Origin of the sequence: Rhizobium etli 8C-3, assembly GCF_001908375.1 — a bacterium.
In the GTDB taxonomy this organism is placed as follows: domain Bacteria; phylum Pseudomonadota; class Alphaproteobacteria; order Rhizobiales; family Rhizobiaceae; genus Rhizobium; species Rhizobium etli_B.
The window spans coordinates 3,295,626-3,316,084 of record NZ_CP017241.1 but is presented as its reverse complement, the minus strand read 5'-3'; the positions used below and the strand labels follow the sequence as shown (position 1 = coordinate 3,316,084).

31 protein-coding genes are annotated in these 20,459 nt (G+C 60.7%); 4 read left to right on the top strand and 27 right to left on the bottom strand.

All coding sequences use genetic code 11. The features are described 5' to 3' along the window. Positions 1 to 11 precede the first annotated feature (11 nt). Positions 12 to 953: a phage protease gene (locus tag AM571_RS16535; protein WP_196776290.1), complete on the bottom strand. Its 942-nt coding sequence runs from the start codon at positions 951 to 953 to the stop codon at positions 12 to 14. 323 nt (positions 954 to 1,276) lie between these two features. Here AM571_RS16535 and AM571_RS16530 point away from each other — a divergent pair, with 323 nt between their 5' ends. From AM571_RS16530 to AM571_RS16520, 3 genes are read left to right on the top strand one after another with little or no spacing between them, the layout of a single operon-like run. After that, entirely contained in the window at positions 1,277 to 1,708 is a 432-nt protein-coding gene (locus AM571_RS16530; protein WP_074062340.1) for a hypothetical protein, read from the top strand. A gap of 51 nt (positions 1,709 to 1,759) precedes the next feature. Next, the gene (locus AM571_RS16525) at positions 1,760 to 2,806 is read left to right on the top strand and encodes a GmrSD restriction endonuclease domain-containing protein (RefSeq protein WP_074062339.1); all 1,047 of its coding nucleotides are present in this window, start codon (positions 1,760 to 1,762) and stop codon (positions 2,804 to 2,806) included. Positions 2,807 to 2,810: 4 nt separating this feature from the next. Further along, a complete protein-coding gene (locus AM571_RS16520; RefSeq protein WP_074062338.1) occupies positions 2,811 to 3,437 on the top strand; it encodes a hypothetical protein in 627 nt (208 codons plus the stop codon). A gap of 188 nt (positions 3,438 to 3,625) precedes the next feature. On the opposite strand, the gene AM571_RS16515 is transcribed toward AM571_RS16520, so the two are convergent. From AM571_RS16515 to AM571_RS16445, 15 genes are all read right to left on the bottom strand, one after another. Further along, positions 3,626 to 4,849 carry a phage minor head protein gene (locus AM571_RS16515; protein ID WP_074062337.1) on the bottom strand — a complete coding sequence of 408 codons (1,224 nt, stop codon included), beginning with the start codon at positions 4,847 to 4,849 and terminating at the stop codon, positions 3,626 to 3,628. A 3-nt stretch (positions 4,850 to 4,852) separates the two neighbouring features. Further along, the gene (locus tag AM571_RS16510) at positions 4,853 to 6,487 is read right to left on the bottom strand and encodes a DUF935 domain-containing protein (protein ID WP_081377110.1); all 1,635 of its coding nucleotides are present in this window, start codon (positions 6,485 to 6,487) and stop codon (positions 4,853 to 4,855) included. Continuing rightward, positions 6,481 to 8,094 carry a hypothetical protein gene (locus AM571_RS16505; RefSeq protein ID WP_074062336.1) on the bottom strand — a complete coding sequence of 538 codons (1,614 nt, stop codon included), beginning with the start codon at positions 8,092 to 8,094 and terminating at the stop codon, positions 6,481 to 6,483. The genes AM571_RS16510 and AM571_RS16505 overlap by 7 nt, the downstream gene beginning before the upstream one ends. Beyond that, positions 8,091 to 8,681 (bottom strand): DUF3486 family protein, encoded by a 591-nt coding sequence (locus AM571_RS16500; protein WP_074062335.1) that lies wholly within the window; start codon positions 8,679 to 8,681, stop codon positions 8,091 to 8,093. Before AM571_RS16500 ends, AM571_RS16505 begins: the two co-directional genes overlap by 4 nt. 1 nt (position 8,682) lies before the next feature. Further along, positions 8,683 to 8,982 carry a hypothetical protein gene (locus AM571_RS16495; protein ID WP_074062334.1) on the bottom strand — a complete coding sequence of 100 codons (300 nt, stop codon included), beginning with the start codon at positions 8,980 to 8,982 and terminating at the stop codon, positions 8,683 to 8,685. Next, the gene (locus tag AM571_RS16490; protein WP_074062333.1) at positions 8,979 to 9,341 is read right to left on the bottom strand and encodes a DUF2730 family protein; all 363 of its coding nucleotides are present in this window, start codon (positions 9,339 to 9,341) and stop codon (positions 8,979 to 8,981) included. The genes AM571_RS16495 and AM571_RS16490 overlap by 4 nt, the downstream gene beginning before the upstream one ends. Then, positions 9,341 to 9,562: a TraR/DksA C4-type zinc finger protein gene (locus tag AM571_RS16485; RefSeq protein ID WP_074062332.1), complete on the bottom strand. Its 222-nt coding sequence runs from the start codon at positions 9,560 to 9,562 to the stop codon at positions 9,341 to 9,343. The genes AM571_RS16490 and AM571_RS16485 overlap by 1 nt, the downstream gene beginning before the upstream one ends. Next, positions 9,559 to 9,759 carry a hypothetical protein gene (locus AM571_RS16480; protein WP_081377109.1) on the bottom strand — a complete coding sequence of 67 codons (201 nt, stop codon included), beginning with the start codon at positions 9,757 to 9,759 and terminating at the stop codon, positions 9,559 to 9,561. Before AM571_RS16480 ends, AM571_RS16485 begins: the two co-directional genes overlap by 4 nt. 13 nt (positions 9,760 to 9,772) lie before the next feature. Further along, positions 9,773 to 10,132, bottom strand: a complete 360-nt coding sequence (locus AM571_RS16475; protein WP_074062331.1) for a hypothetical protein — start codon at positions 10,130 to 10,132, stop codon at positions 9,773 to 9,775. Then, positions 10,132 to 10,404, bottom strand: a complete 273-nt coding sequence (locus AM571_RS16470) for a hypothetical protein (protein ID WP_074062330.1) — start codon at positions 10,402 to 10,404, stop codon at positions 10,132 to 10,134. The genes AM571_RS16475 and AM571_RS16470 overlap by 1 nt, the downstream gene beginning before the upstream one ends. Continuing rightward, positions 10,394 to 11,110, bottom strand: coding sequence for a TIGR02594 family protein (locus tag AM571_RS16465; RefSeq protein ID WP_074062329.1), 717 nt, complete (start codon positions 11,108 to 11,110; stop codon positions 10,394 to 10,396). Before AM571_RS16465 ends, AM571_RS16470 begins: the two co-directional genes overlap by 11 nt. 105 nt (positions 11,111 to 11,215) lie before the next feature. Beyond that, positions 11,216 to 11,614, bottom strand: a complete 399-nt coding sequence (locus AM571_RS16460; protein ID WP_074062328.1) for a hypothetical protein — start codon at positions 11,612 to 11,614, stop codon at positions 11,216 to 11,218. Next, complete coding sequence (locus AM571_RS16455; protein ID WP_074062327.1) at positions 11,611 to 11,805, bottom strand: hypothetical protein; 195 nt, start codon at positions 11,803 to 11,805, stop codon at positions 11,611 to 11,613. Before AM571_RS16455 ends, AM571_RS16460 begins: the two co-directional genes overlap by 4 nt. Continuing rightward, positions 11,798 to 12,034 carry a hypothetical protein gene (locus tag AM571_RS16450; RefSeq protein ID WP_074062326.1) on the bottom strand — a complete coding sequence of 79 codons (237 nt, stop codon included), beginning with the start codon at positions 12,032 to 12,034 and terminating at the stop codon, positions 11,798 to 11,800. The genes AM571_RS16455 and AM571_RS16450 overlap by 8 nt, the downstream gene beginning before the upstream one ends. Then, on the bottom strand, positions 12,031 to 12,681 hold the full coding sequence (locus AM571_RS16445; RefSeq protein ID WP_074062325.1) for a gp16 family protein: 651 nt from the start codon (positions 12,679 to 12,681) through the stop codon (positions 12,031 to 12,033). The genes AM571_RS16450 and AM571_RS16445 overlap by 4 nt, the downstream gene beginning before the upstream one ends. A 21-nt stretch (positions 12,682 to 12,702) precedes the next feature. Between AM571_RS16445 and AM571_RS16440 the strand changes: the two genes are divergently transcribed. Then, positions 12,703 to 13,467 (top strand): hypothetical protein, encoded by a 765-nt coding sequence (locus tag AM571_RS16440; protein ID WP_155774466.1) that lies wholly within the window; start codon positions 12,703 to 12,705, stop codon positions 13,465 to 13,467. Positions 13,468 to 13,513: 46 nt separating this feature from the next. On the opposite strand, the gene AM571_RS16435 is transcribed toward AM571_RS16440, so the two are convergent. From AM571_RS16435 to AM571_RS16390, 11 genes are all read right to left on the bottom strand, one after another. Beyond that, positions 13,514 to 14,167 carry a DUF3164 family protein gene (locus AM571_RS16435; protein WP_074062323.1) on the bottom strand — a complete coding sequence of 218 codons (654 nt, stop codon included), beginning with the start codon at positions 14,165 to 14,167 and terminating at the stop codon, positions 13,514 to 13,516. A 7-nt stretch (positions 14,168 to 14,174) separates the two neighbouring features. After that, positions 14,175 to 14,465 (bottom strand): hypothetical protein, encoded by a 291-nt coding sequence (locus AM571_RS16430; RefSeq protein WP_074062322.1) that lies wholly within the window; start codon positions 14,463 to 14,465, stop codon positions 14,175 to 14,177. Beyond that, complete coding sequence (locus AM571_RS16425; RefSeq protein WP_074062321.1) at positions 14,462 to 14,761, bottom strand: hypothetical protein; 300 nt, start codon at positions 14,759 to 14,761, stop codon at positions 14,462 to 14,464. The genes AM571_RS16430 and AM571_RS16425 overlap by 4 nt, the downstream gene beginning before the upstream one ends. Continuing rightward, positions 14,758 to 15,039 (bottom strand): hypothetical protein, encoded by a 282-nt coding sequence (locus tag AM571_RS16420; RefSeq protein ID WP_196776289.1) that lies wholly within the window; start codon positions 15,037 to 15,039, stop codon positions 14,758 to 14,760. Before AM571_RS16420 ends, AM571_RS16425 begins: the two co-directional genes overlap by 4 nt. After that, a complete protein-coding gene (locus AM571_RS16415; RefSeq protein ID WP_074062319.1) occupies positions 15,039 to 16,064 on the bottom strand; it encodes an AAA family ATPase in 1,026 nt (341 codons plus the stop codon). The genes AM571_RS16420 and AM571_RS16415 overlap by 1 nt, the downstream gene beginning before the upstream one ends. Before the next feature lie 24 nt (positions 16,065 to 16,088). After that, a complete protein-coding gene (locus tag AM571_RS16410; protein ID WP_074062318.1) occupies positions 16,089 to 18,167 on the bottom strand; it encodes a transposase domain-containing protein in 2,079 nt (692 codons plus the stop codon). After that, positions 18,164 to 18,625: a hypothetical protein gene (locus tag AM571_RS16405; RefSeq protein ID WP_074062317.1), complete on the bottom strand. Its 462-nt coding sequence runs from the start codon at positions 18,623 to 18,625 to the stop codon at positions 18,164 to 18,166. Before AM571_RS16405 ends, AM571_RS16410 begins: the two co-directional genes overlap by 4 nt. After that, a complete protein-coding gene (locus tag AM571_RS16400; protein WP_074062316.1) occupies positions 18,615 to 19,481 on the bottom strand; it encodes a ParB N-terminal domain-containing protein in 867 nt (288 codons plus the stop codon). The genes AM571_RS16405 and AM571_RS16400 overlap by 11 nt, the downstream gene beginning before the upstream one ends. Beyond that, positions 19,481 to 19,837, bottom strand: coding sequence for a hypothetical protein (locus AM571_RS16395; protein ID WP_074062315.1), 357 nt, complete (start codon positions 19,835 to 19,837; stop codon positions 19,481 to 19,483). The genes AM571_RS16400 and AM571_RS16395 overlap by 1 nt, the downstream gene beginning before the upstream one ends. Beyond that, positions 19,837 to 19,995, bottom strand: a complete 159-nt coding sequence (locus AM571_RS36960) for a hypothetical protein (protein ID WP_196776288.1) — start codon at positions 19,993 to 19,995, stop codon at positions 19,837 to 19,839. Before AM571_RS36960 ends, AM571_RS16395 begins: the two co-directional genes overlap by 1 nt. A gap of 143 nt (positions 19,996 to 20,138) precedes the next feature. Further along, entirely contained in the window at positions 20,139 to 20,444 is a 306-nt protein-coding gene (locus AM571_RS16390) for a helix-turn-helix domain-containing protein (RefSeq protein WP_074062314.1), read from the bottom strand. Between the last annotated feature and the right edge of the window lie 15 nt (positions 20,445 to 20,459).

The window sequence follows — 20,459 nt, the reverse complement described above, 5'->3', positions numbered from 1 at the left end:
TGGTTGGTGGATTAGGTGGCGGCGGCCGGAAGGCCGTTGGCCTTGCGGAACTCCTCTTCGGTGAGGCCGAGCTGCTTCATGATGTCCCGGTCCTCGGCCGACAGCGTGTAGATCTTCGTGTCCGGAGGCGTCTTGTTGTCCAGGCCGGAAGCCTGAAGACCGGCGCCGAGCGTTTCGATCAGCTTCGTCACCTGTGCCAGGCCGTCATCGGAAGCGCAGAGCGCCTCGTAGCTTTCACGCTGGGCGGGCGAAATCTTCTTGGCCGTTAATGCGCCCTCAAGCAGGGTATCGACCTTCTCCTTGCGCTGTGCCGCTTTGAGCGTGTTCAGTTCGTTGGTCGTGGCGGAAAGCGTGGCGAGCGTCTGCTCGTGAACCTTCGGGTCGATGCGCTTGGCGAGATCGCCGATCGCCGATAGGCAGGCTGCCTCGCTGGCTTCCGGCGTGAGATTGAGAGCTTGGGCGATTGCCTTCAGCATGGTGGTTTCCTTCTTGACGTTGAGATCGGCCGACGCGACGGCCGGCATGGAAATTCCAGGCGCGGCGACCAGGGCTGCCGAGTGCAGCCAGACGGCCTTGCCGGTTTCGTCGGTCTTCAAGGACGGTGAGATGTAGCGGTGAGAACGAGCGGTGAGCACGTCGAGGCCCGGTTGAAGCCAGTTGACGCGGCCAAAAAGACCTTCCGGCCGTGCCTGCAGCTCCTCGATCCAGGCAACCGCCGGAGCGGTCTCGCCAAACATCGCCTTCTTAACGGTGGAGTGGTCGAGATCGAGAGGGACGGCAACCTTGTCGGCATTGAAGCGCTCGACGAGCAATTCAGGCTCGACGATAAAGGAGCGGCCGTCACGACTGTTGAAGGCACCTCGCGGTGTGAGCTTAATCCACTCCGGACCGGTCTTGGCGGCAGCCGCATTTGCATCGGCGGCAAAGACGTCGATCGCCGTGACTGAGGTCATGGCGAGAGCTTCGGCCTCAACAGTCGCCGAGGCGGCCAAACAAGAAATCAGGAGGGTGGTTGCGGTGCGATTGATCATAAGGCAATATTTGCCAGATCAATCAGCGGCCTCAGGGCTGACAGTTGTCAGCCAACAATTAGCCCCTCGGGCTAATTCGACCGCATCGTCGCCCAACATACAGCGCACGCGTCAAAATCAAAGGCCTTTCAAAGCCCGTACGCGCGTTTTTCGAGTCGGAGACGGACAACCGGCCGTCCGAGCCCACTTGCGCGCGTCTGTGGCCGTTTCTATGGTCGCGCTGAAAGCCACATCGGAGGGGTACGATGAAGTTTGTTCTGGCAGCTCTGTTCGCCTGCGGATGCGTCAGCCTGGCCGAAGCCGTCGAATGGCCGCCTGCCGAGGACTATCTCAATCCGGTGGCGAGCTGTAGCGTGAGTGATGACGTAGGCAACTGCGAATACACCCGGACCGTTTGGGGTCAGCAGTATGCGAATGCCATTGAGGGCAATTACCAGGGTCAACGAAACGTGTCGTTCTGTCTGAGCACCGGGTGCAGTGCGGCGATCGTAGAAAATCGCGTCCTCGGGTGTGCTTGGCGCCATGTGATCATCGCGTCGGGTCACCTTGAGCTTGATCAGACGGACGCAACAAATTTGAAGCATTTTTGCGGACCGGACATGCTCGACGATGCAGGTCGGGAGGCAGCACAAGCTCAGTCAAAAACACTGCTCAGGATGCTTGGGACTGTTCAATAGATGTCAACAATTTCGGCGCTATAGTGCGTCGGCCACTCACATGGAAAAAAAATGAAGAGCTTTGACTCGCGCACATACAGCATCAACGATTTTGTCGATTGGGAAAAGCAGGGGCAGCTTGAGTTAAATCCAACGTTTCAGCGCCGTCCAGTTTGGAGCGATAAGGCGAAGAGCTTTCTGATGGACACCATCATCCGAGGTAAGCCCATCCCTAAATTCTTCATTCGGCAAAAACTCAACGTCACGACTAGAACCTCGATTCGCGAGGTTGTGGACGGGCAGCAGCGGCTACGCAGTATCCTGTCATTTGTGAAAGATGGCTTTGTTATTAGCCGCGCGCAAAATCCCGAGTTTGGCGGTACCCGGTTCAGTCAGTTACCGGAGGATGTTCAAGCCCAGGTGCTTTCTTATGAAATCTCGGTCGACCTGCTCATTAACTTGCCGGATTCGGAAGTGCTGGATATTTTTAGTCGACTGAATTCATATGCCGTCATCTTGAATGAGCAGGAAAAACTGAACGCCGAGCATTTCGGCCCATTTAAAATCCTAGCCGATAACATTGGTCGCAAATACAATGACTACTGGGTGAAGAATACCGTTCTCACTCCTCGCCAGATCCTGCGAATGGCGGAGGTCAACCTTGTAGCGGATTTGCTTATATCGCTCCTGGAAGGCATCCGCGGAAAGAAGAGGGTGCGTGGCTACTACAAGCAGTACGAACGCACCTTTACGGTTGACGTGACCGATCTCGAAGCGAGGTTTGATCGCGTTGTAGCAACAATAAGCAAGATTTTTCCCGAGGGACTCTCAGGATCCGAGTTTAGTCGGCCGTTCCTCTTCTATTCTCTGTTTAACGCCGTAGCACATTGTCTTTTTGGTTTGCCTGGCTTCGCCCAGCCGCGAATTAACATAGAGACGGAATCGGCCATTGAGATCGCACGCAACGGGCTCGAGCGAGTCGAGGAATTGTTTGCCGTGGAGGATACAGGGGAGTTAGCGATAGAAGAGCGTGAGTTCTTGCAAAACAGCCGCCGTGCGACCACCGATCAGTCGGTGCGTGAGGGCAGAGCAAGGTTTCTGCTGTCGCTAATGGCCTGAAGCTATGCCTGTTCAGACTGCACTAAATCACTTCAACAACGCGGTTGCTCAGTGCGAAAGTCTGATCGCGAACGCGCATCAAACCCTTCCAGGGAACGGACAACCTCTGCTGCCTGAAATCGACCGGCAGCAGATCACGGTCGCGGCGTTCCTGAATATGTACATCGCGTGGGAGACCTTCTTGGAGGATGCGCTCGCGGCTTTTCTAAGTGGCGTGCCCCCACTGAACGGGAATGCCCTAAGTAAATACGCTTCTCCGCCGGATGCACCAGCCGCTAAGCGGATGATAATTGGCATCAATCGCTACTTTGACTACGGTAATCATCAGAACATGATGAAGATCGTAGACATTTTCTTTCAGAATGGAGCTCCGTTCAGGCCACATCTCGACAGCGTCTACTCGTTGTTGGACGATCTCAGGACCATGAGAAACTACTCCGCTCATATCTCGTCATCTACGCAAACGGCGTTAGAAACGCTGGCGCTGAGACTTCTTGGCCGACCCTCTCAGGGTATCACCCTTTACACATTGTTGACTTCACCAGATACAAGATCGCAAACCGGCGAGACGATCTTCCAAACCCACAAAAATACGCTAGTAGCGACCGCTGCGGCCATAGCAAACGGATAGACCTCGCGACCGCAGCGGCGGTCCTTAAGCCGCCCAGCCCCTGCCGCTTCGTGACGGAAGCTTCGGACAATTGCCGTTGCAACCGATTACGTGTATCTAACGTCCTACGCGGCAGCGAAGCCCGGTGGCCTAGATGCCCATTGGAGGGAGCCCGGACAGGCCGGGAAGCGGTCCCTCCCTGCCGCGCTTCACTCTCCAAACGGCCAATCTTTTCCAAGCCGATCGAACTCGGCCTTCACCTCTTTGCGGTTCTTCTGGTGCAGAGAGTTGACGCGCAGATAGCCGTTTTCCGAGACGTTGACGAAGGCCCGCCAAAAGGCCTTCCCGATCATCCGGTAAAGCGTGCGGCCACGGTCACTGCCCTTCCGATCGGGCATAACAAGAGCCTGATCGAGGATCTCGGGCAGGAATGAAAAGTCCTCGATCGACATTCTGTGGCGCTCGATGCGATCGGCTATCGCCGCGCCGGTGATCGACACGACGGGTGATTTGGCGCCGAGATCTTCGGCAAGCCGATCAGAGACGCCGGCGGGAAGCCAAACCTTCGGCTCTAGGCGCGGTGCAAGCTGCAGATAAGGATCGCTCCAAAGGTCCGTCAGGATCGCGGTGGCAGTGGCGGTCGGCGTCGTGGCTAAGCGCTCTTCAAGGTTCTCGATCAGCGTCGTCGCCCGCGCAAGACCGGCATTCGTCTGCCAACCGGGATCGATGCCGGGCGGCACCATCGTCAGCTCGCCGGTCCGGCGATTCCGATGCTGCAGGTCCGGACCGAGATCGGGCGGCGAGCTGCGATAGATGATCCCGCCGTCTTTCGGCGCGCGGCCGAGCAGGTTTTCAGCCTCCCTTGCCGATATCTGCCGCACTTGGCATTTGCAGCCCCAGCCATTCGGTGGCCAGTGCGTCCGCCAGAACGGATCATCGACGGGCAGGATGATCCCGACAAATGCAAGGTGCTCCGACCGGGGATCGGCCGAGGTGGTCCGGACATAGAGGATGTAGGGCAGAATCTTCTTGGTGCGCTGCGCCCTTTCCCACTGCCCAGCCGCGCGCGCCGAGTTGATGTTCGACCAGAAGATCGTCTTCAGCCGCCGAGAGCGGGAGAAGTCCACCATGCGATCCGGCTGCTCGCCAGTCGGGTCGCCGACCATGCGCGGTCCCCACCAACCGAGTTTGCGAAGCTCGGCCCGGACATCTTCCTTCCAGCGCTCGAAGCCCTTGCCGCTGCGGATCGCTTCGCCGATTGTCCGGTGAAAGGCGGAAAGCACCTCGGCTTCCGTGGCCTTGGCAACGGTGAAGGCGTAGGCGTGTTCCTCGCCCCAGACATCGAGCCAGGAGAAGGCCGGCTTAAGCGTCTTTCCGTCGAAATATCCGGTGACCTCTTTTGGCGCCGTGAAGCCTCTGCGGAACTCTGCCATGCATCAATCCGCGATGTCGCCGATGCCGCGCGCGATCGCGGTCAGCCGCGAAAGCCGCTCCGCCATCTTCGACGCGTCTGGCCCAGCGGTTTCAATCAGCTTCAAAGCCTCTTCGAAGTTGCCTGCAGAGGCCAAGATATCGATGATCGGCTGCACGATCGGCCGAGCCATCGCCTCCCAATCGGTTGCGGCCGAGGCGAACAGGGCATCCACCTGGTCGAGCGCATCAGGTTGGCCGGCCTCGGCGGCAAGCAATGCAGTGCAGGCGCCGCAACGGCAGGCGCGCTTGTGATCTAGCACGATCGCGGAGAGTGCTGCGGTCTTCGATTTGCGAACTTCCTCGGCGGGAGCAGATTTCGGATCGTGCTTCTTCGTTTCCGCTGGCGCTGCCTGGTTGGTCGCGACAAGCAGCTCATCATTGTCGCCGGGATCGGACAGGCCGATTTTCTCGCGGATTTCAGCCTGCTTCACGCGAAGACCGAACGGCATCATCTTGGCGACGGCATCCGTGAGCGCCACGACGTCTTCGGGATCGGGAACGAGCAGTTGCACTGCCGGGTAATGCTCCTGCGGCCCAAAGTTCAAATCGACGAAGGGGCGCATTAGGTCGCGGTTAGCCGTCCGCGCAAGCTGCTTTCCATCGGCCCTCAGAATATCCAACCGTACCTCATTGTGGATCTTCGCCTGGCCGAGCGAAGAGCCGTCGTCGGACGTCATCGTCTGGCCGACGACAAGCTTCGAGATCTGCTTATCGATATATTCAAGCAGGCCGCCGAACACGGCTGCGCCATTGTTGCCGCTGACTTCGTGGAATTCGATGTCCATACCCTGCGGGATGATCGCGGCCGCGTCATTGGCGATCGAGGCAACCGCCTTCAGCAGCGTGCGCTTGTCGGCCGAGCTGGCGTTGGCATTGTACTTGCCGACGCGCAGCGGCATTCCATAGACCTCGGAGAAGGCCGCCCAATCCTGCAGGGTAAATTGCTGGATCAGATACGCCCATGCTGCCGGCCGCGCCATGCCACGGCGAAGGGGCAGGCCCATCTTGGTGCGCGGCATGTGCCGGAGGAACTTCGCTTGCGGCAGTTCCTCGCCATCAATCGAACCATCGACCGCCAGGCGCAGCTCGCGTAGCGCCAAACGATCGAGTTGGAAGAAACGCGGATCGCGTTCGATGTAGGTGACTGGACGCAAGGCCTTGCGCTCGTATTCCCACATCATCTCGACGACGGCGTAGCCTTTCGAGATGCCATCCGTCAGATTGCCGAGCGCGTCATCAAAACCGTCGTCCATCACGAGCTCGGTAACGGCATCGACGATCTTGGCCGCAGCGCCATTCGCCTCGATGGTCACATCGATGCCTTCCAGCGCCAGGCGACGGGTCTGCAGCTGAGACGCATAATGCAGGTAGCGCTCTTCCATCTCCTCAGCGAGTGTGAGGTAGTTTCGAGCGTTACCCTCGGCCGCCTCACGCAACATGGCGCCCAGCCGCTCCGGTGTCAGCCCGGATGCCACCCGCTCTTCGTGGGTGCGGCGCACGCCGGCGACGGTCGGCGTGGCGACCTCTTCGGACAGCGTCTGAATGATGATGGCCCGTCCGTCCGGACCAAGGATGGACGAAGTGCGCGAGCTTACCAATGCCGCCTCCCATATTCGTGATCTGCGTCGTCATCGTCGCTTTTTCCGGCGAGGCTTGAGACGGACTGATAATCGTATTCCGTCCATTGCTGGCGGCTAGCGTAGTGCGCCAGGGCGAGGGCAACCGCGAAGTCGCCGTGCCGCTTTTTTGCACCTTCGCCTGTTCGAGCTTCGGGCACGCGCGGAACACCGGCAATCACCTTGACGGTGCGCAGATCAGTGAGGTGCTCATCGTCTTTCGTGAGGGCAATCGCATCGTCTTCGAACGCTGTCTTCAGCGGCGGCATCTGGAAGCGATACCAGTCCGTCGAGAACTTGATCGCCTCGATCAGGCCGCCTGGATATTCGGGCGTCCTGAAGCCGAAGATGCGGCCCACGTCTTCGGCGACGGTCCAGCCCATGCCGGTCGCATCGAAAGCAGCGCCAACCAGGCGCGGAGCGTTTTCGAGGATCATCCGGGTGAGCAGCTTCTGCTCATCTCCGGGAACGTTACGCATTTCCAGCGTCAGGGCCTCTTCGCGCTTCAGCAGCCGGTCAATCGACAGCAGCGTGCCCACCGACAAGTCGGCGACACGCGCAAAGTCGAAACCGAAGGCATGGCGGCGGGTACGGTCGAGCTGCTTAAGGGCATTTCCGAGATCACTGATTGCCGAAGCCATATGAATGGCCCGTTCAAGCCGGGACAGATGCAAGTAGTCACGCGGCAATTCCAGACGGATGATCGGAGACTGCACCGACATGCGGGCTTCGATTAGTGGCGCCGGAAGCCATGCGCCGCTGCCGGCCGTGGGAATACAGAACAGTTCTTCGTCGGCGCCGTCACCGTAGAAGTCGATGATCTCCTGCCGCCAGGCTGCTTCGCCTTCAGGTGTCCACTCGATCCCGTTGACCAGGCAGATGCGCTCGTAGAGCCCTTCCTCCAGCGCCTGGTTGAAGTCGATCCGCAGGTGGCTGTATTTCGAGCGGCCGGCAAGGATCGCCTGGATTTGCTTATTGAACTCATTTTCAGTGCCGTCATGCGTCGAGCAAACAACGACCTGGCCGCCCCACATCAAGAAGGCAAGCGCCGCCTTCAGCAGCTCCGGCAGGCTATCGACGAAGGCAGCCTCGTCGATCATGACGACGCCCTGCTTGCCGCGAAGCGTGCGCGGCGCGGAGGAGAGTGCGAGGATCTCGAAACCGGAAGCGAAGCGGATGCGGAACGCCTGGATCGATCGGGCGCCATCCTTGTCGCTGTCGTCGAACAGGAACTCATCCACCGCTAACGCAGCGTCGGAGTAAGCCCGCGCCCACATGGCACAGGCGTCGATGAATTCGCGGGTCATCTCCTGCGAATAGGAGATATACATCACGTCCATGCCGCCGGCCTTCTTTTCGCGGCCGGCACGTAGCGCAGCATAGGCGGCAAAGCCAAAGGTCAGGCCTATACGGCGGGACTTCTCGATGAAGAGCACGCGGCATGCGGTGCTTTCCAGCATCGCGATCGCGCGGGCCTGATATGAAAGAAGGGCCTTCGGCAGGCCCAGTTCCTTGACGATGCCCGGAAGGACAGCCGTTGCCGTGCGCCTGGCCTCGGCCCATTGCTCCTGAGTGATCGGTGCGGTCATTCGCCCTTCACCCCAAGGATCTTCGAAAGGATTTCCTGCGTGGTCTCCTCGGTCAGGCCCTTAGCCTTGGCAACCTGCGCAACAGCTTCCTTCGCGTTATCGGCAAATTCCTTTTCGACCTTCTGCCTGGTGGCATAGGATACGCCCTGCGCCTGGGTGGCAGCGCGCAGCGCATTGGCCAGCGACATGGCGCCCTTCGGGTCAATACGCTTGCCGCCAGCTTCACCGGCTGCCGTCAGCATTTCAAACACGAGGGTCTTGATCGTCTCGGCCGCAATCAGCGTGAGATTGTCGGAGGCTTTGGCATCGAACTTCTCGGCAATCGTGGCCGCGATTTCGCGCGTCTGGTTAAGCCGGCTGGAAAGTGTCGCGAGCTTGATGCTGTAGCGATTGAATGCGGAAAAGCTTGGTATCCGAAAATCCAGCTCGCCGCGAAATTCCTTCTGCAGAGCCTCCATCTTCTGATGGAACTCCTCGTAAATGTCAGTCTGGGTGCGGTCGCGGTCCTGCAACTCCTGCGCTGCCCAGGCGACGATCTCAGAGCACTCTTCCGGCAGCAGCTCAATTCCCGAAAGGCGGCTGCGCATCTCAGGCTCCGATCGACGGGCGCTTGACGCCTTCGAGCTGCGTGCGGCGCTCGACGTGGTCGACACCAAGGCGGGTGATCGCGGCCACCATGACCGGCCCGATATCGGTATTCTTTACAGCGCCAAGATCGGCGAGGAGGCGGAGCTGCTGCCTGATCCAATCACGGGAGCGGTGATGGCCGTAGGTGTCGAGGACGTCGGCGAGCAGGCTGTCATTCAGCCGCCCATCGGACTGCTCGTTCAGCGCCCGCAGGATCACCAGCCGAGCGTCGAGAGTGAGAAATTGGTTGAAGTCGCTCATGCTGCTGCACCCTTCATCAGAAAGTCCTGCACCTGCAGGACGGTCCGAGACATTCCCTTCTGGTTTTCCTCCATCCGGCCGAGTTGACCGGAGAGCTGCTCGATCTTGATCTGAAGCTCCATGACGGCCTTGGCGTCCGGCAGGTGCTTCATGTCGCTCTCAAGCGACTGAGTGCGCTTCTCCAGCGCATGCAGCACGGAGAGGATAGCGCTCTTCTCCTCCTTGTCCTGCTTCTTGAATTCGCTCAGATCGCTGGCGGTCTTCTTCGAGCCGGACGAGATGATGTGCCAGGCTGACGTGGTGACAGAGATCAGTAGCGCGAAGAAGCCGAACCAAGATTTCAGGGTTTCGAGTTCCATCAGCGGCTCCTCTGCAGGCGCCGCTCGAAACGCTGCTGGCAATCAAGACAACGTGTGGCCGAGGGCATGGCCCGCCGGCGGGTCTCGGCGATCTCGCCGCCGCAATCTTCACATTCGATGCTGCCGGCCTGCTTCAAGGCTGCGGTGGCGCGTTTGATCTGCGCCTCGCGCTCTTCCTCGGCGCGGATCTCCGCAAGGTCAAAGAGGGCGTTCCCGTTCATCGGCTGCCCACCGCATCGACGGCCGCGACGCAGGCAGCCCGACGCCATTCGCCGGTATTGCGCGCGGTGCGGTCAGCGGACCAATTGTCCAAAACCTCCTGCTGCTGCATGTCGCGGTCAGGCTTCGGCGAAAGCGGCGGGGTCGGCTTGCGCGCTTCGGGCGGGAGCTGGACGGCCACAGTTTTGGTGATCACCACCGGAGGCGCCGGATCAGTCTGGGAGCAGGCGGACGCGATCAGCGCTAAGACCAATATCGTCGCCATGTGGCAAAGCCGCATTTCGTTTCCTCACTTCTTCAAGCTGCTGGGAGGCGGCGTTGACACGATCGGCCGCCTCCGCCTGGATCTGAATGACCGCCTTTGCCTGGTCAGCGATCTTCTGGTTTGCTTCGGCATTGGCCTTCTCGATCCTGGCCGTCCAGGTGGCATCCGATAGTTGCTTGGCCGCGGTGGCCGCCTCGTCTGTCATGGCGTGGATTTCGCGGACGGTCAGGTAGCCGAGGCTGGCGACTGCAAGCAGCAGGGCGCCGGTGGCAAGGGCGATCGCGAGAGGCTTGGAAAGCGGCTCCATCAGCGCTCCTCGCTTTCGGCCGCCGTTGCCGTGGACATCGCCGATTGATAGTCCATCGCACCGGTGTAGCGGTGGATACCGATCAAGGCGGCGATCATCACACAAAGGCTGGGAACGAAGACCGGCGCCAAAGCAACGGCCTCCTGTGATCCGCGGATGGCGGCAATGACGATCGTGAGCAGGATCGCCCAGGAGAGCACGAAGCTGATCCAGTTCCAGCGCCTGGTCATGCGGTAGCCCGGCTTGAAGCTGGTCCGAGCGCTAGGCTTCATTGCGGGATACCCCACCTGCGTTCGCGCGGACAGGCCCGCCGGTCGGCGGCGGTGCCGTGCGCGGCCAGCGGATGCCGACACAGCGCTTCTTTTCGATCATCGAGAGCTTGACGCTGTTGCCCTGGTTGCCGCCCAGCACGCAATAGAAGTCGCCGTCCTCGCCGGCGTAAAAGCCGACATGGCCGCCGCCGGTGCGCTTGAAGACAAGGATCGCACCGAGAGCCGGAGCCGCCATCGGGCTACCGAACTTGTTCCACTCCAGGGCGCCAAGCGGATTGGCCGGCAGCTTCTCTTCCGGCAGTGTCACAGCGACACAGTTGCCGACGAAGAGGCCGCACCAGGCAATATCGTCATTGGTGAAGAAGCTGGCGATCCAGCCGCTCATCCGCTTTGCCCAGCCGATGATCGTCGCGTTCGAAGCGGCGCCGGGAATTTCCTTGATGCCCAGGAGCCGTCGGGCTTCGCGCATCCACACGGGTTCATCGGGCATCTTCGGCGCCGGTATCACCTTGACGACGCGACCCTGTGGATCGAGGCGCAGCGCGTCCACGGTCGCCTCGTCGGCAACGCCGGTAGGCTGCAATCCGTCTGCCGTCTGGAACCGCTTGAGAGCGGCGATCGTCGCGCGCCCGAAGACGCTGTCAACGACGCCGTCATAGGCGCCGTGGACACGAAGGCGGGCGTTCAGCCACTGGTCGAAAGTCATGGATTGCCCCAATCAGAAAAGCAGCCGGAACGGCCGCTCAATGGGGAGGACTATGCGATGGGAGGGTGCTGGAAAGGGGCTGACAGGTGTCAGCCGTGGCGAAGATCAGAACAGCTCGCCTTGCCCGCCGTCGCTGTCTGCTTTCATGCGATAGATTGTCCGCTCATGCAAGCCCGCAATGCGGGCCGCTTCTCTCGGATTGGCGCCGGCCTGGAGCGCATGTGCCGCTCGACGCCGGGCCGACTTCAAAACCGAGGCCGGGCCGAGGGGCAGAACTTCGCGCTGGATGCCCTTCAGCCTGCCGTCTGCGTCGACGACGGCAAGCCCTCTGCAGATACGATCGGCGATCTCGAAACCGAGCAGGTCCGTCAGCCAGTGCCCATCTTCCGCGCGGGGCGGGATGGAAACTCGAACGCCGCCGTGGCTCTGTGCCACGAGCAGCGCCGTCTCGGCGTCGGTGATATCGGCGATCTCGCCGAGGATGCCGGGAAGCGAACTAGTCAACTGCGCCTCCCGAGGCCGAGCTGCAGCTCAAGCTTGATCTGTTTTGCCCTGGCGAGCGCAAGCTTCTGCTCCATGCGGATCCGCGAGCGGGCGTCGCGGCCGCCACGCTGCAGCTTCTTCACGAGGTCTTCACACTCGCTTCGAAGCTGCTTCAATTCGGAGGTTTCGAACAGAGGAAGGGCTTCATTCATCGCGGCCGCCTTTCGGGAAGGCCAGCGCCCGGCTCTTCAGCACGGTGACGACGACGCCCTCCTGGAGAACGAATTTGACCTTTTCCACGATAACCGAGAGCGCCCGCAGCTCCGCGCCAGTCGCACAGCGGGAACCGATATGACGGCGGACGGCTTCGACATCGAGGCCGTGCGCCCGCTCAAGGTAACGCAGCACTGCATGATCTGATACGCGGAGCGGCTCGGTCATTTCCGGGCCGCCTTGTCTTTCCGGACGCGTTCGCCGAAATCGTTCATGACGCTCTGCCATCCGGCCGCCGTCACCTCCTGAAGCATCGCCTTGCCCGTCAGCTTGGCGACTTCCCCATCGAAGCCCTTGCGCACCATCAGGCTCGCGCCGGGCGTCAGGACTTTCCACTGCGCCCAGGCGACCTTCGCGCCATCGGCTGACAGCCAGTCGTATCCGTTGGTGTGCCCGTAAGAGACGCCGGCTTCGCGCCGCATCCAGCCCTTGAGTGCCTCGATCGCCCGGTTGGCATCGTCGGCATAGACCAGGAACCGCGTGTGATCGACGCCCGTCTGCCGCTTCACGAACGAGACGAGCGCACTGTCGCCGCGATCGCGAACGATGCCGAGGTTCCAGGCCGCGATCCAGAGCGCCTGCAATTTCTTGGCGTACTTGCCGGTCAATTTTTGCCGGCCGTCGCCGCGACGCGCGGTCGGCGCGGGCATGAAGCCGTCATTGCGGAAAACCGTGAGCACCTTCTGGCGCTCGTCCTCGGTCATTTCTTTGGCGGATTGCTTGCCCGTGATCCGGGCAAGCTTGGCTCGGTAGGTATCGTCGTCTAGGCCGAGCTGCTTCTTGGCGACGTGGATGGCGGCGATTGAAGAAGTCACGAGATCGCTCCATAGCTAGAGTTGCAGCGCGTTTGGGGAAAACCGAGGATGACAAGCAAAAACCGTCGCAGAGTGTATGGGGCTCTGGCAATTATCGTTGGTCTTGGACTGGCCCTGCCGGTGCTCTTTGGGGAGTCTCCAACGGTGGACGACCGGAAAGGTGGCAATCCTTGGCGAAACGCCATCTATGATTTTCAAACCCTGATTACGGGTTTTGCCGCCGTCGGAGCAGCATATGCAACCGTTCGCGCGATGCAGAAGACAGACAAGAAAGCTGACAAACGGCATCGAGACTTGATGGAATTGTCCCTGCGCAGCGATCGGCTGAAAGTCGACCGTGCTATCAATCCGTTTGTTGATCTTCTTTCCGAACACGAAGAGCACATAGGCAGTCTGGTAAGAATTCTCGCGAAGGCCGACGGCGAGGCCGCCGTCGATCTGTACCGCGAATATGGCTACTTTGGTCGTCAGGCCGGAGGCCTTCTGGCGCTGCTTGGAAGCCCCCAGCTCCATCAGGCAGATGATCTGCTCGACGGAAACTCGGCTCACAGCCTCGAACGTCTGCTTGACGCAGCGGCCACCCATGACATGGTGATGAGAACTCTCTTCGACGACATCTTTGCAATGGTCCAAGCCCGGAAGAGCCAGGAATTTATAGTCGACCAGATTGCGCATCGCGTTGAGGGCTTGTTCACAATAGTTCAAACCATTGAAGAGCATCTCGCAATCTACCTGGCCGGCTTGCGTCGGCTGGAGCGCGAATATCGGAGGGTATCGGCCGTCTGACGCGCAGACATGCCGCGCCTTAGCAAATTCGCTCATTTGCCCCGCCTTAGGCCTTGGCCAAGTCGATGGTGACCGCCTGCCATTCGTCGGTCACCTTGGCGCGCTGGTAGAAGCGGACATATTCCTTACTGCCGACGACCCGCATGGCATCGCGGATCGCTCGCATCGCTTCAAGCCAGCGCTCGTCCTCAATCGGGAGGCGCAACAGCGTGTAGATGTCCGCACGCGACACCTTGCCTTCCTGGTCCGTGTTGAAGGCGCGGGTGATGATCGCGCGGATCTCCGGGCGGCTGTCGGCCGACCAGTCGGTCATCAGCTCGTCGAGGATCTTTTTGCCGATTTGCAGCTGCGGCCCGAACGCGATGAAATCCGATACCTGGACCCTCACCATCATCAGGCCGTCGAACGTCTGATAGGTCCGGTTGCCCTTCTTGCCCCCCTTCGTCGTCTGGTATTCCTGCGCTAAAAGGGCGTCGAACTCGCCGAGGTCGGTCATCGTGTGGCCACGGAAGCGGGCGATCTGTGCGGAGAGAGACGTGGCATAGCCCATGATCTTCCGCACGGTTTCATCTTCCAGCTTGTGTGCTGCACTCACCATTTCGAGCGGCATCAGCCCGCCGCGCGCATCGGCCATGTAGCTTTTGCCATTGATGAGGGTGATGCCTGGAACGGGCAGCTCTTCGATTATAACGCTTTGCATAATTGACCTACTTTCGCCGGGCTGCAGTCCGCAGGCGCTTGGCAGCCTCAATGAGTTGCTGGATGGCGGCGTGCTCGCCGCGTGTGTACTGGTCGGCCTCAAGTCGATCGGTCGCCTTGAGAACCTCGTTGATGGCGCTGGAGAGATTGGGAACCTCCGGCCGCACGGTGGCCACCTTTTCGGGGCGGGTCGCGGGCGGCCGGTAATTGCGGTCGTTCAGCATCCGGGCAATTTCCGGCGCAACTTCGCGCGCAAAATCCTTCGCCGAGAAATACAGCCTGGATGGCTTGTTGCTCATGCCCGCTCGCCTCGGTTCGAAACGACCAGGCGAAGAGCTGGAGGCGGCGTTGGTGACACCGCCTCGCTGACGAAGTCCGCGCCGTAAACGACGCGGGGCTGGTTCAGGAGGAGCATGCTTTCGAGCACCATCATTTCGTCCTCATACTCGCGCGCCATTTCCACGCAGGTGTTGAGGCCGGCGATCGCATCCGCAAAGGCCGAGGCAGTCACCTGCCGGCCAGGCTGAAACAGCCTGGTGAACCGCTTGCGAAAGTCGATGATCGCCGTGGAAGGTTTGAACGGGTCGCAGATCACGACTTCCTCCCGAAATCCGGACGGACAACCTTGCCGTGGTCGAGCATCAAGTTGCCCATCGCTTCAGTCGCCAGCTCGTTGACTGCAGCGCGGCCGAGTTGACCGGCTTCCGCGAGGCGGAAGACGGCCAGCTCCTCTTCTTCATTGCGGGCAAGCCGCGCGATGGAGCCGAGGAAGTCGGAAAGGTCGGATAGTTGGCTCGCGTCGTATTGGACGCCAGCATTTGATTTCAGCCGAAGATCATCAGCGACAGCGAACAATTCTCGCGCAACGGACATCATGCCATGTCCTCCACATCGCGCATCTTCCAGGCCGACTGGATGTGCTTCAGTTCGACGGTAGAGCCCTCGCCAATCGCGACCATCGTTGCCATGCGCATGGTCTTGTCGATCTGGCGAAACGCGCCGCCTTTCATGCCGATGCCGGTCAAGAACTTGACGCAAGCGGGCTCGATGACGCCCCAGGCCGCGATGTATGTCGCCAAATCTTCCTCGTAGGGTGCGGCACGATGGAGCCGCTTGCCGATACGGCTCTTGACCTGGGCGTAGGAGCGGTCGCTGCGGTGCTTTGTGAAGCGGCTATAAACCTCGGAATTGCCGACGACGGCGACGCCGCACTGATACACGTCGACAAAATGGCGAAGCTGGTTGAGCGCCTCGTCATTGAGGTGCTGTCCTTCATCGACGATCAGCAGCGTACCGCTTCCGGTGCGCTTGATCTTGTTGCCGATCGCGCGGGCAAGCCGCGCCGGATTGTGCTCCTTGACATCCAGCTCGTCGGCCAGCTCGACGAGCATGCCGTGAACCGTCTTTGTGTTTTCCGAGACGGTGGCGTGATAGGCGTGCGGACGCGTGCGGCAGAACTGACGGCACGTCTCGGTCTTGCCGAGGCCGGCACCGAGGGTAATCATCACCAGGTCCGGGCAAAGCTGCGCCCAGGTGAGGGTCTCGATCACTTCCTGCGATCCGCGCAGCGCCATATACTGCGGCGACTGCGGGATGGTGGCAGCGAGGCTGACCGTCTCTTCGAGCGCGTCGAGCCATTGGCTGACCTTCTCGTTCATCGTATCCAGTCGGCCGTCATACTTGCCGGAAAAATACTGACTGAAGGTGGCATCCGGCATGCCGATCCGGCGTGCGACTTCGGCCTTGTTCCAGCCATAGGTTTTGCCGGCCGTCATGATGCGGTCGACAAGCTTGCGCCACAGATCGACATCGGCCTGTGTCTTGTTGCCGCCGACTTCAGGAGCGCGGGTAGGGCGCTCCCATGCTTTAAGCTGGCTTGTGCTGATATGCGTGTTCATTTACAGTGGCTCCGACAATTGCCCTTATGGGCTGCTTGGTGGGCGGGTTTTCCCGCCCTTCTTTTTTCCGGAACCGTACTCACTACTTTTCGGCTCTGAATGGACGCCGGACGCAATACCTACCGGCGTATTCCCGTTGGGGAATTCGATGACCGCGCCGCCCTGGACGATGCCGAGGGCGCGGGAAAACAGGCTTTCAAAACGCTCTTCGCTGATGGCGTCGGCCGGCGCTGGCGAGAGTGCCAGGCTGCCATTGGTGACCAGCCGCGTAACAGTGGGCCGCACCTTTTCCGGCTCGGGCGGCTTGGCCTTCTCACCCCTGTAGTAGATTTCGCCGAGCTGCTGCGCCGACATCGTGGCGTGAGCGTCGGCAACCTGCTGGACGGCTTTGATGTGGTTCTTGACGGCGCGGGCGTGCATGCGGGCATCGTCGACGTTGTCGAAGCCCGTGTTGTCGATGCACTTGGCATCGCAGATCAGCCGGTTCTTCAGGTCATAGACTTTTACCGGTTCGTGCAGGGCATCCGGATCGAAGCGGATGACCACCTTGCTGCCGGCATGCTGGTTGAGCGCAACATCCCAGTAACGGTTGCCTTGAAAGTGAATTTCGCCGCTGCCCTTTTTCGTCTTGATCGCGTCGGATGCGAGCAGCCAGAGCGAGGCCTGCGCAGCGGTGGGAACGCGGACAATGGTCGATGGTGTGTTCATGCTGGCTTCGAACGTCTGCGTGAAGCTGCGGCCCCGGCAGTTCTCGGCGCGGCGTCCCTCCTGGGCGTTGTGCTCTTCGATCTGCGCCGCAACATGCTGGCGGAAATCTTCAAAGGGGATCGCCCGAGTCATATAGTTTTCGGGCTTCGCGTCCGGCTTGTTGCCCGTATAGGCTCCGCTGCAGAACGGGTGCTTGGAGATCACCTCGGCAAGGTCGCGCCAGGCGCGCTCGATCGGCTTCGACTGACCGGCATAGGGCCGCGTGAAATGCGTCTCGATCTTGAGCGTCGAGAGCAAGCCGCGCGGATCCTCCTCCTTCACCTTGAAGCGGAAGCGCTTAACGGCATCGCCGGTGATCCACTTGGAGGCAAAGGCCTTGCCGTTGTCGAGATACATGGTCTCGGGAATGCCGTAGCGCTCCACCATGTCACCGATGACGAGGCGTACAGCCTCCCATGTTTCCGCCTCGGCTAGTCGGTGCGAGAGGATCATGCCGGAATAGAGGTCTTGAATGCCGATCAGGTAGAAGCGGACAGGCTTTTTGGCCCACGGCACGGATACGAAGACGTCGATCTTGTGGCCGTCCATGTTGGTGGCCTGCATGGCATGGAAATGTGCCCGGCTGCGACGCTGTGCGGGGATGAGGGTGCGCGCCTTGTCCTTTCCGTCCCGCTTGAGAAGAATTGCGGCCTTGCCGACTTCGCTCTCCATCCGCCGCCGCAACGTGCGCTCGGAAGGAATGGGTGCCCATTTCTGCTTCTTCGAGACTTTCTGGAGGCGACGATAGCAGGCCGAGAACGACGGCTTTTCCGGGCGCAGATAGTCGGAGGCGAGGAATGCCCATGCGTCCGGATGGCATTCGGCAAGATCGATCAGCGTGCCGTCTGTGGCAGCGAACGCAGGAGCAAGCGCGGCGAGATGGTCTTCCGGGTCGAGACCTTCGGTCAGCTTGCGCCACTCGTAGTAAGCCGACTTCTGGACACCAGCGTCATAGGTTGCGATGGCGACGGCAGCCTCGCGGCGGATCTCGCGGTCGCGCACCAATTCCTCGACGCGCTGAAGCACCTTCAAACGCGTTTCACAGATGGCTTTATGGTCCTTCGAAAGCCGGTTCCAGCGCGACCAAAGCGCCTCTTTTTTTGCCTTGGCCTCGCGAGTTGCCTCCTCGCTCGCCCCCGCGCGGATCATCGCAAGGCGCGCTTGTGCCACCTTCGGCAACAGGGAGATGTGATATTCGAAACCGCCGCCGCCATCGCGGCCGGATGCCTTGCGGAAGAGTGCCGAGTTCGCGCGCCATCCCTCCGCATTCGCCCGCTTGGCAAAGCCGCTGAGAGAAGAGGGAAGTCCGGGAAGGGACAGGGCAAGCAAATCGCCGAATGACATAAAGTCCTTCATGCGCGCCCCCGCGATGTCAGCGTGACCGGCCGCGCTGTCTGGCGGCGGATTTCAGCTTCGATGCGCTGGCGCTCCTGGCGAAGCCGCGCGATTTCAGCCAGGCGCGCTTCGTCGCCGATCAGCACCGTCACGCCCTGGACGGACGCGACCTCATCCCAAAGCCATAGTGCGCCAGTGGCGTGCACGAAGGCGGCAAAGCGGATGAGCGTGACGTCATGACCGGTCTTGCTCTCGGCCGTATAGGCGTCGAGTGCCGCCTTGCTGATATTCGCCAGGCCGAGATACTGCGCCATACGCGCCACGATCGTCGCCCGGTCGAAGGCGCACTCCTTGATCGCGCGGGCCATAGCCCGCTTGATCTTCGCCCGGTATCGATCGATATCGATGTGCTGGGCGGGTACGCGCACCGGGAACATTTCCTGATGCCAGAAGTCGAGCTGAGACGGATCAGGCTTCATCTTTCAGCCCTCTCACTGCTGCCGCGACCTTGTCGGTCAACTTGTGATCAAGGCCAAGCTCGATCAGCGCGTCAAAGATGAACCATTTCCTGGTATCGGGATCAGCCTTCTTCCAAGCTGCCTGCAGATCGGCTTTCGCCGCAAGCTTCCGGTCCTCGTCGGACGCGGGTTTCGGCGCGGGCTTGGCGAGCGTCATGACCTTGACGATGTCGGGCTCATGGTCGAGCGCCGCCGCAAAGCCCGCCTGTACCGTCGGGCCTTCCTTGGCAATCTTCAGCAGCAGTGATTGGTTGTCCGCTGCTGGCGTGCCGCGAAGTTTGGAGCGAAGGGCAGGGTGAAGGTGCTGCGAAATCTGCGACAAGCGCTTAATGGCCCGAGTGGATAGGCCCATGCGATCCGCAACATGCTGGTTGAAGCTGCCGCTTTCTGTCTCGTCCTGAATTAATTGGGCCAAGTTGGCCCTATTTCCCGGCCGTCCGGCCTCGACCTTCCCGTGCTTGCTTTCCCAAACGTCGCGGTAGGATTGGACGAAAACGGCCCGGTCCATCACCGACAGCTCGTTGCGGAAGAGGTTTTCGGTGATCTCGATCAACTGCGCCTCGGCCTTGTCGCCTTCGACGACCATGGCTTCGATCTCAGGCTCGCCGTTCAACTCGAAGGCTCGCAGTCGGTGCGCACCGGCGACCAGCGTCCAGTTGCCCTTCTTCGCGGCGGGCGTGTGCCGGACGGTGATCGGGTTAATGAGGCCGTGCTCGATGATGCTCTGCGCAATCGCAAGCGCATGCTCTTCTTCGACGGCACGCAGACGCTCGGGAACAACGATTTCTGAAATTGGGATAAGCTTGAATTCAGCCATTAGGCAGCCTCCTCGGCCTGGAGCATTGCGCGCATGAAGAGATCGGAAGCGCGGGCCGCGATGCGGCGGTAGACGCGCTCAAAGACGGGTTCGGTGCGGCGTTCGTCGATGACGCGGACGGCCATCAAAACGGTCGAGCGGGCGATGCCGAGCATGGCCACGATGCGGCGGCGCGGCACGCCGAATTCCAAATGGAAGGCATAAAGCGCGATCTGCCGCGCGAGAGCGGCATCGAGCATGTGGTTGGGCGGGGAGATGACGTGCCGGATCGGCAGGTGGGAGAAGTGCGATTGCGAGGCTTCGTAGCAACATGCGAGCATCGTGGTCAGACGCTCGTGTTCGGAATATGGGTTCATCAAAACCCTCCCATCTGACGGAGGATTGTCGCGAGGCCGGCGACGATACCTGAGAGAGTGACGCTGCAAATCAGCAGCCAGTCAGCCAGTTGGCAGACCGGCGCGAGGGAGGGAATGAAGGGGTTTCTGGCGACAAATTTCTTGTGCGTTTTCGTCATTGTGGCATCCACCGAAAAAGGGAAATGTCGGGGTGTGGCGCGGGCGGTAGCGGGACTGGACAGCCGGGGTTTGCTACCTGCCGTGCGGGAAGCGACTGAAGCCCTGCCGGCCAGCTCAAAAGGCTGGTACCGGACGAGAAGGGCTAGAACAGCCAGCCGCCCGCGCCACGCCATCCGGCAGCCCTCTGGCTGTCTGTGGACTCTGCACGGTACTCGTGCGAAAGAATTGTCGTGGTTTTTTTGGGGTAGCGGTCAGGGAAAAGCTCGGCGGCGGGCACACCGAGGAACGCGGAAATAATCGCCTCGTTGCCCTCGTTTGGCCGGGTCCAGATCGTCCGGAAGCCGCCGGGTGCCTTATTGTTCATTTCGGCGAGCCGCGTCAGGGTCATGCCCCTGCGGCGCAGCTCGGCGAGGATGAGATGACGATCCCAGCGTTTCGGCTTCGCCATTAGAACCTCCTGCAA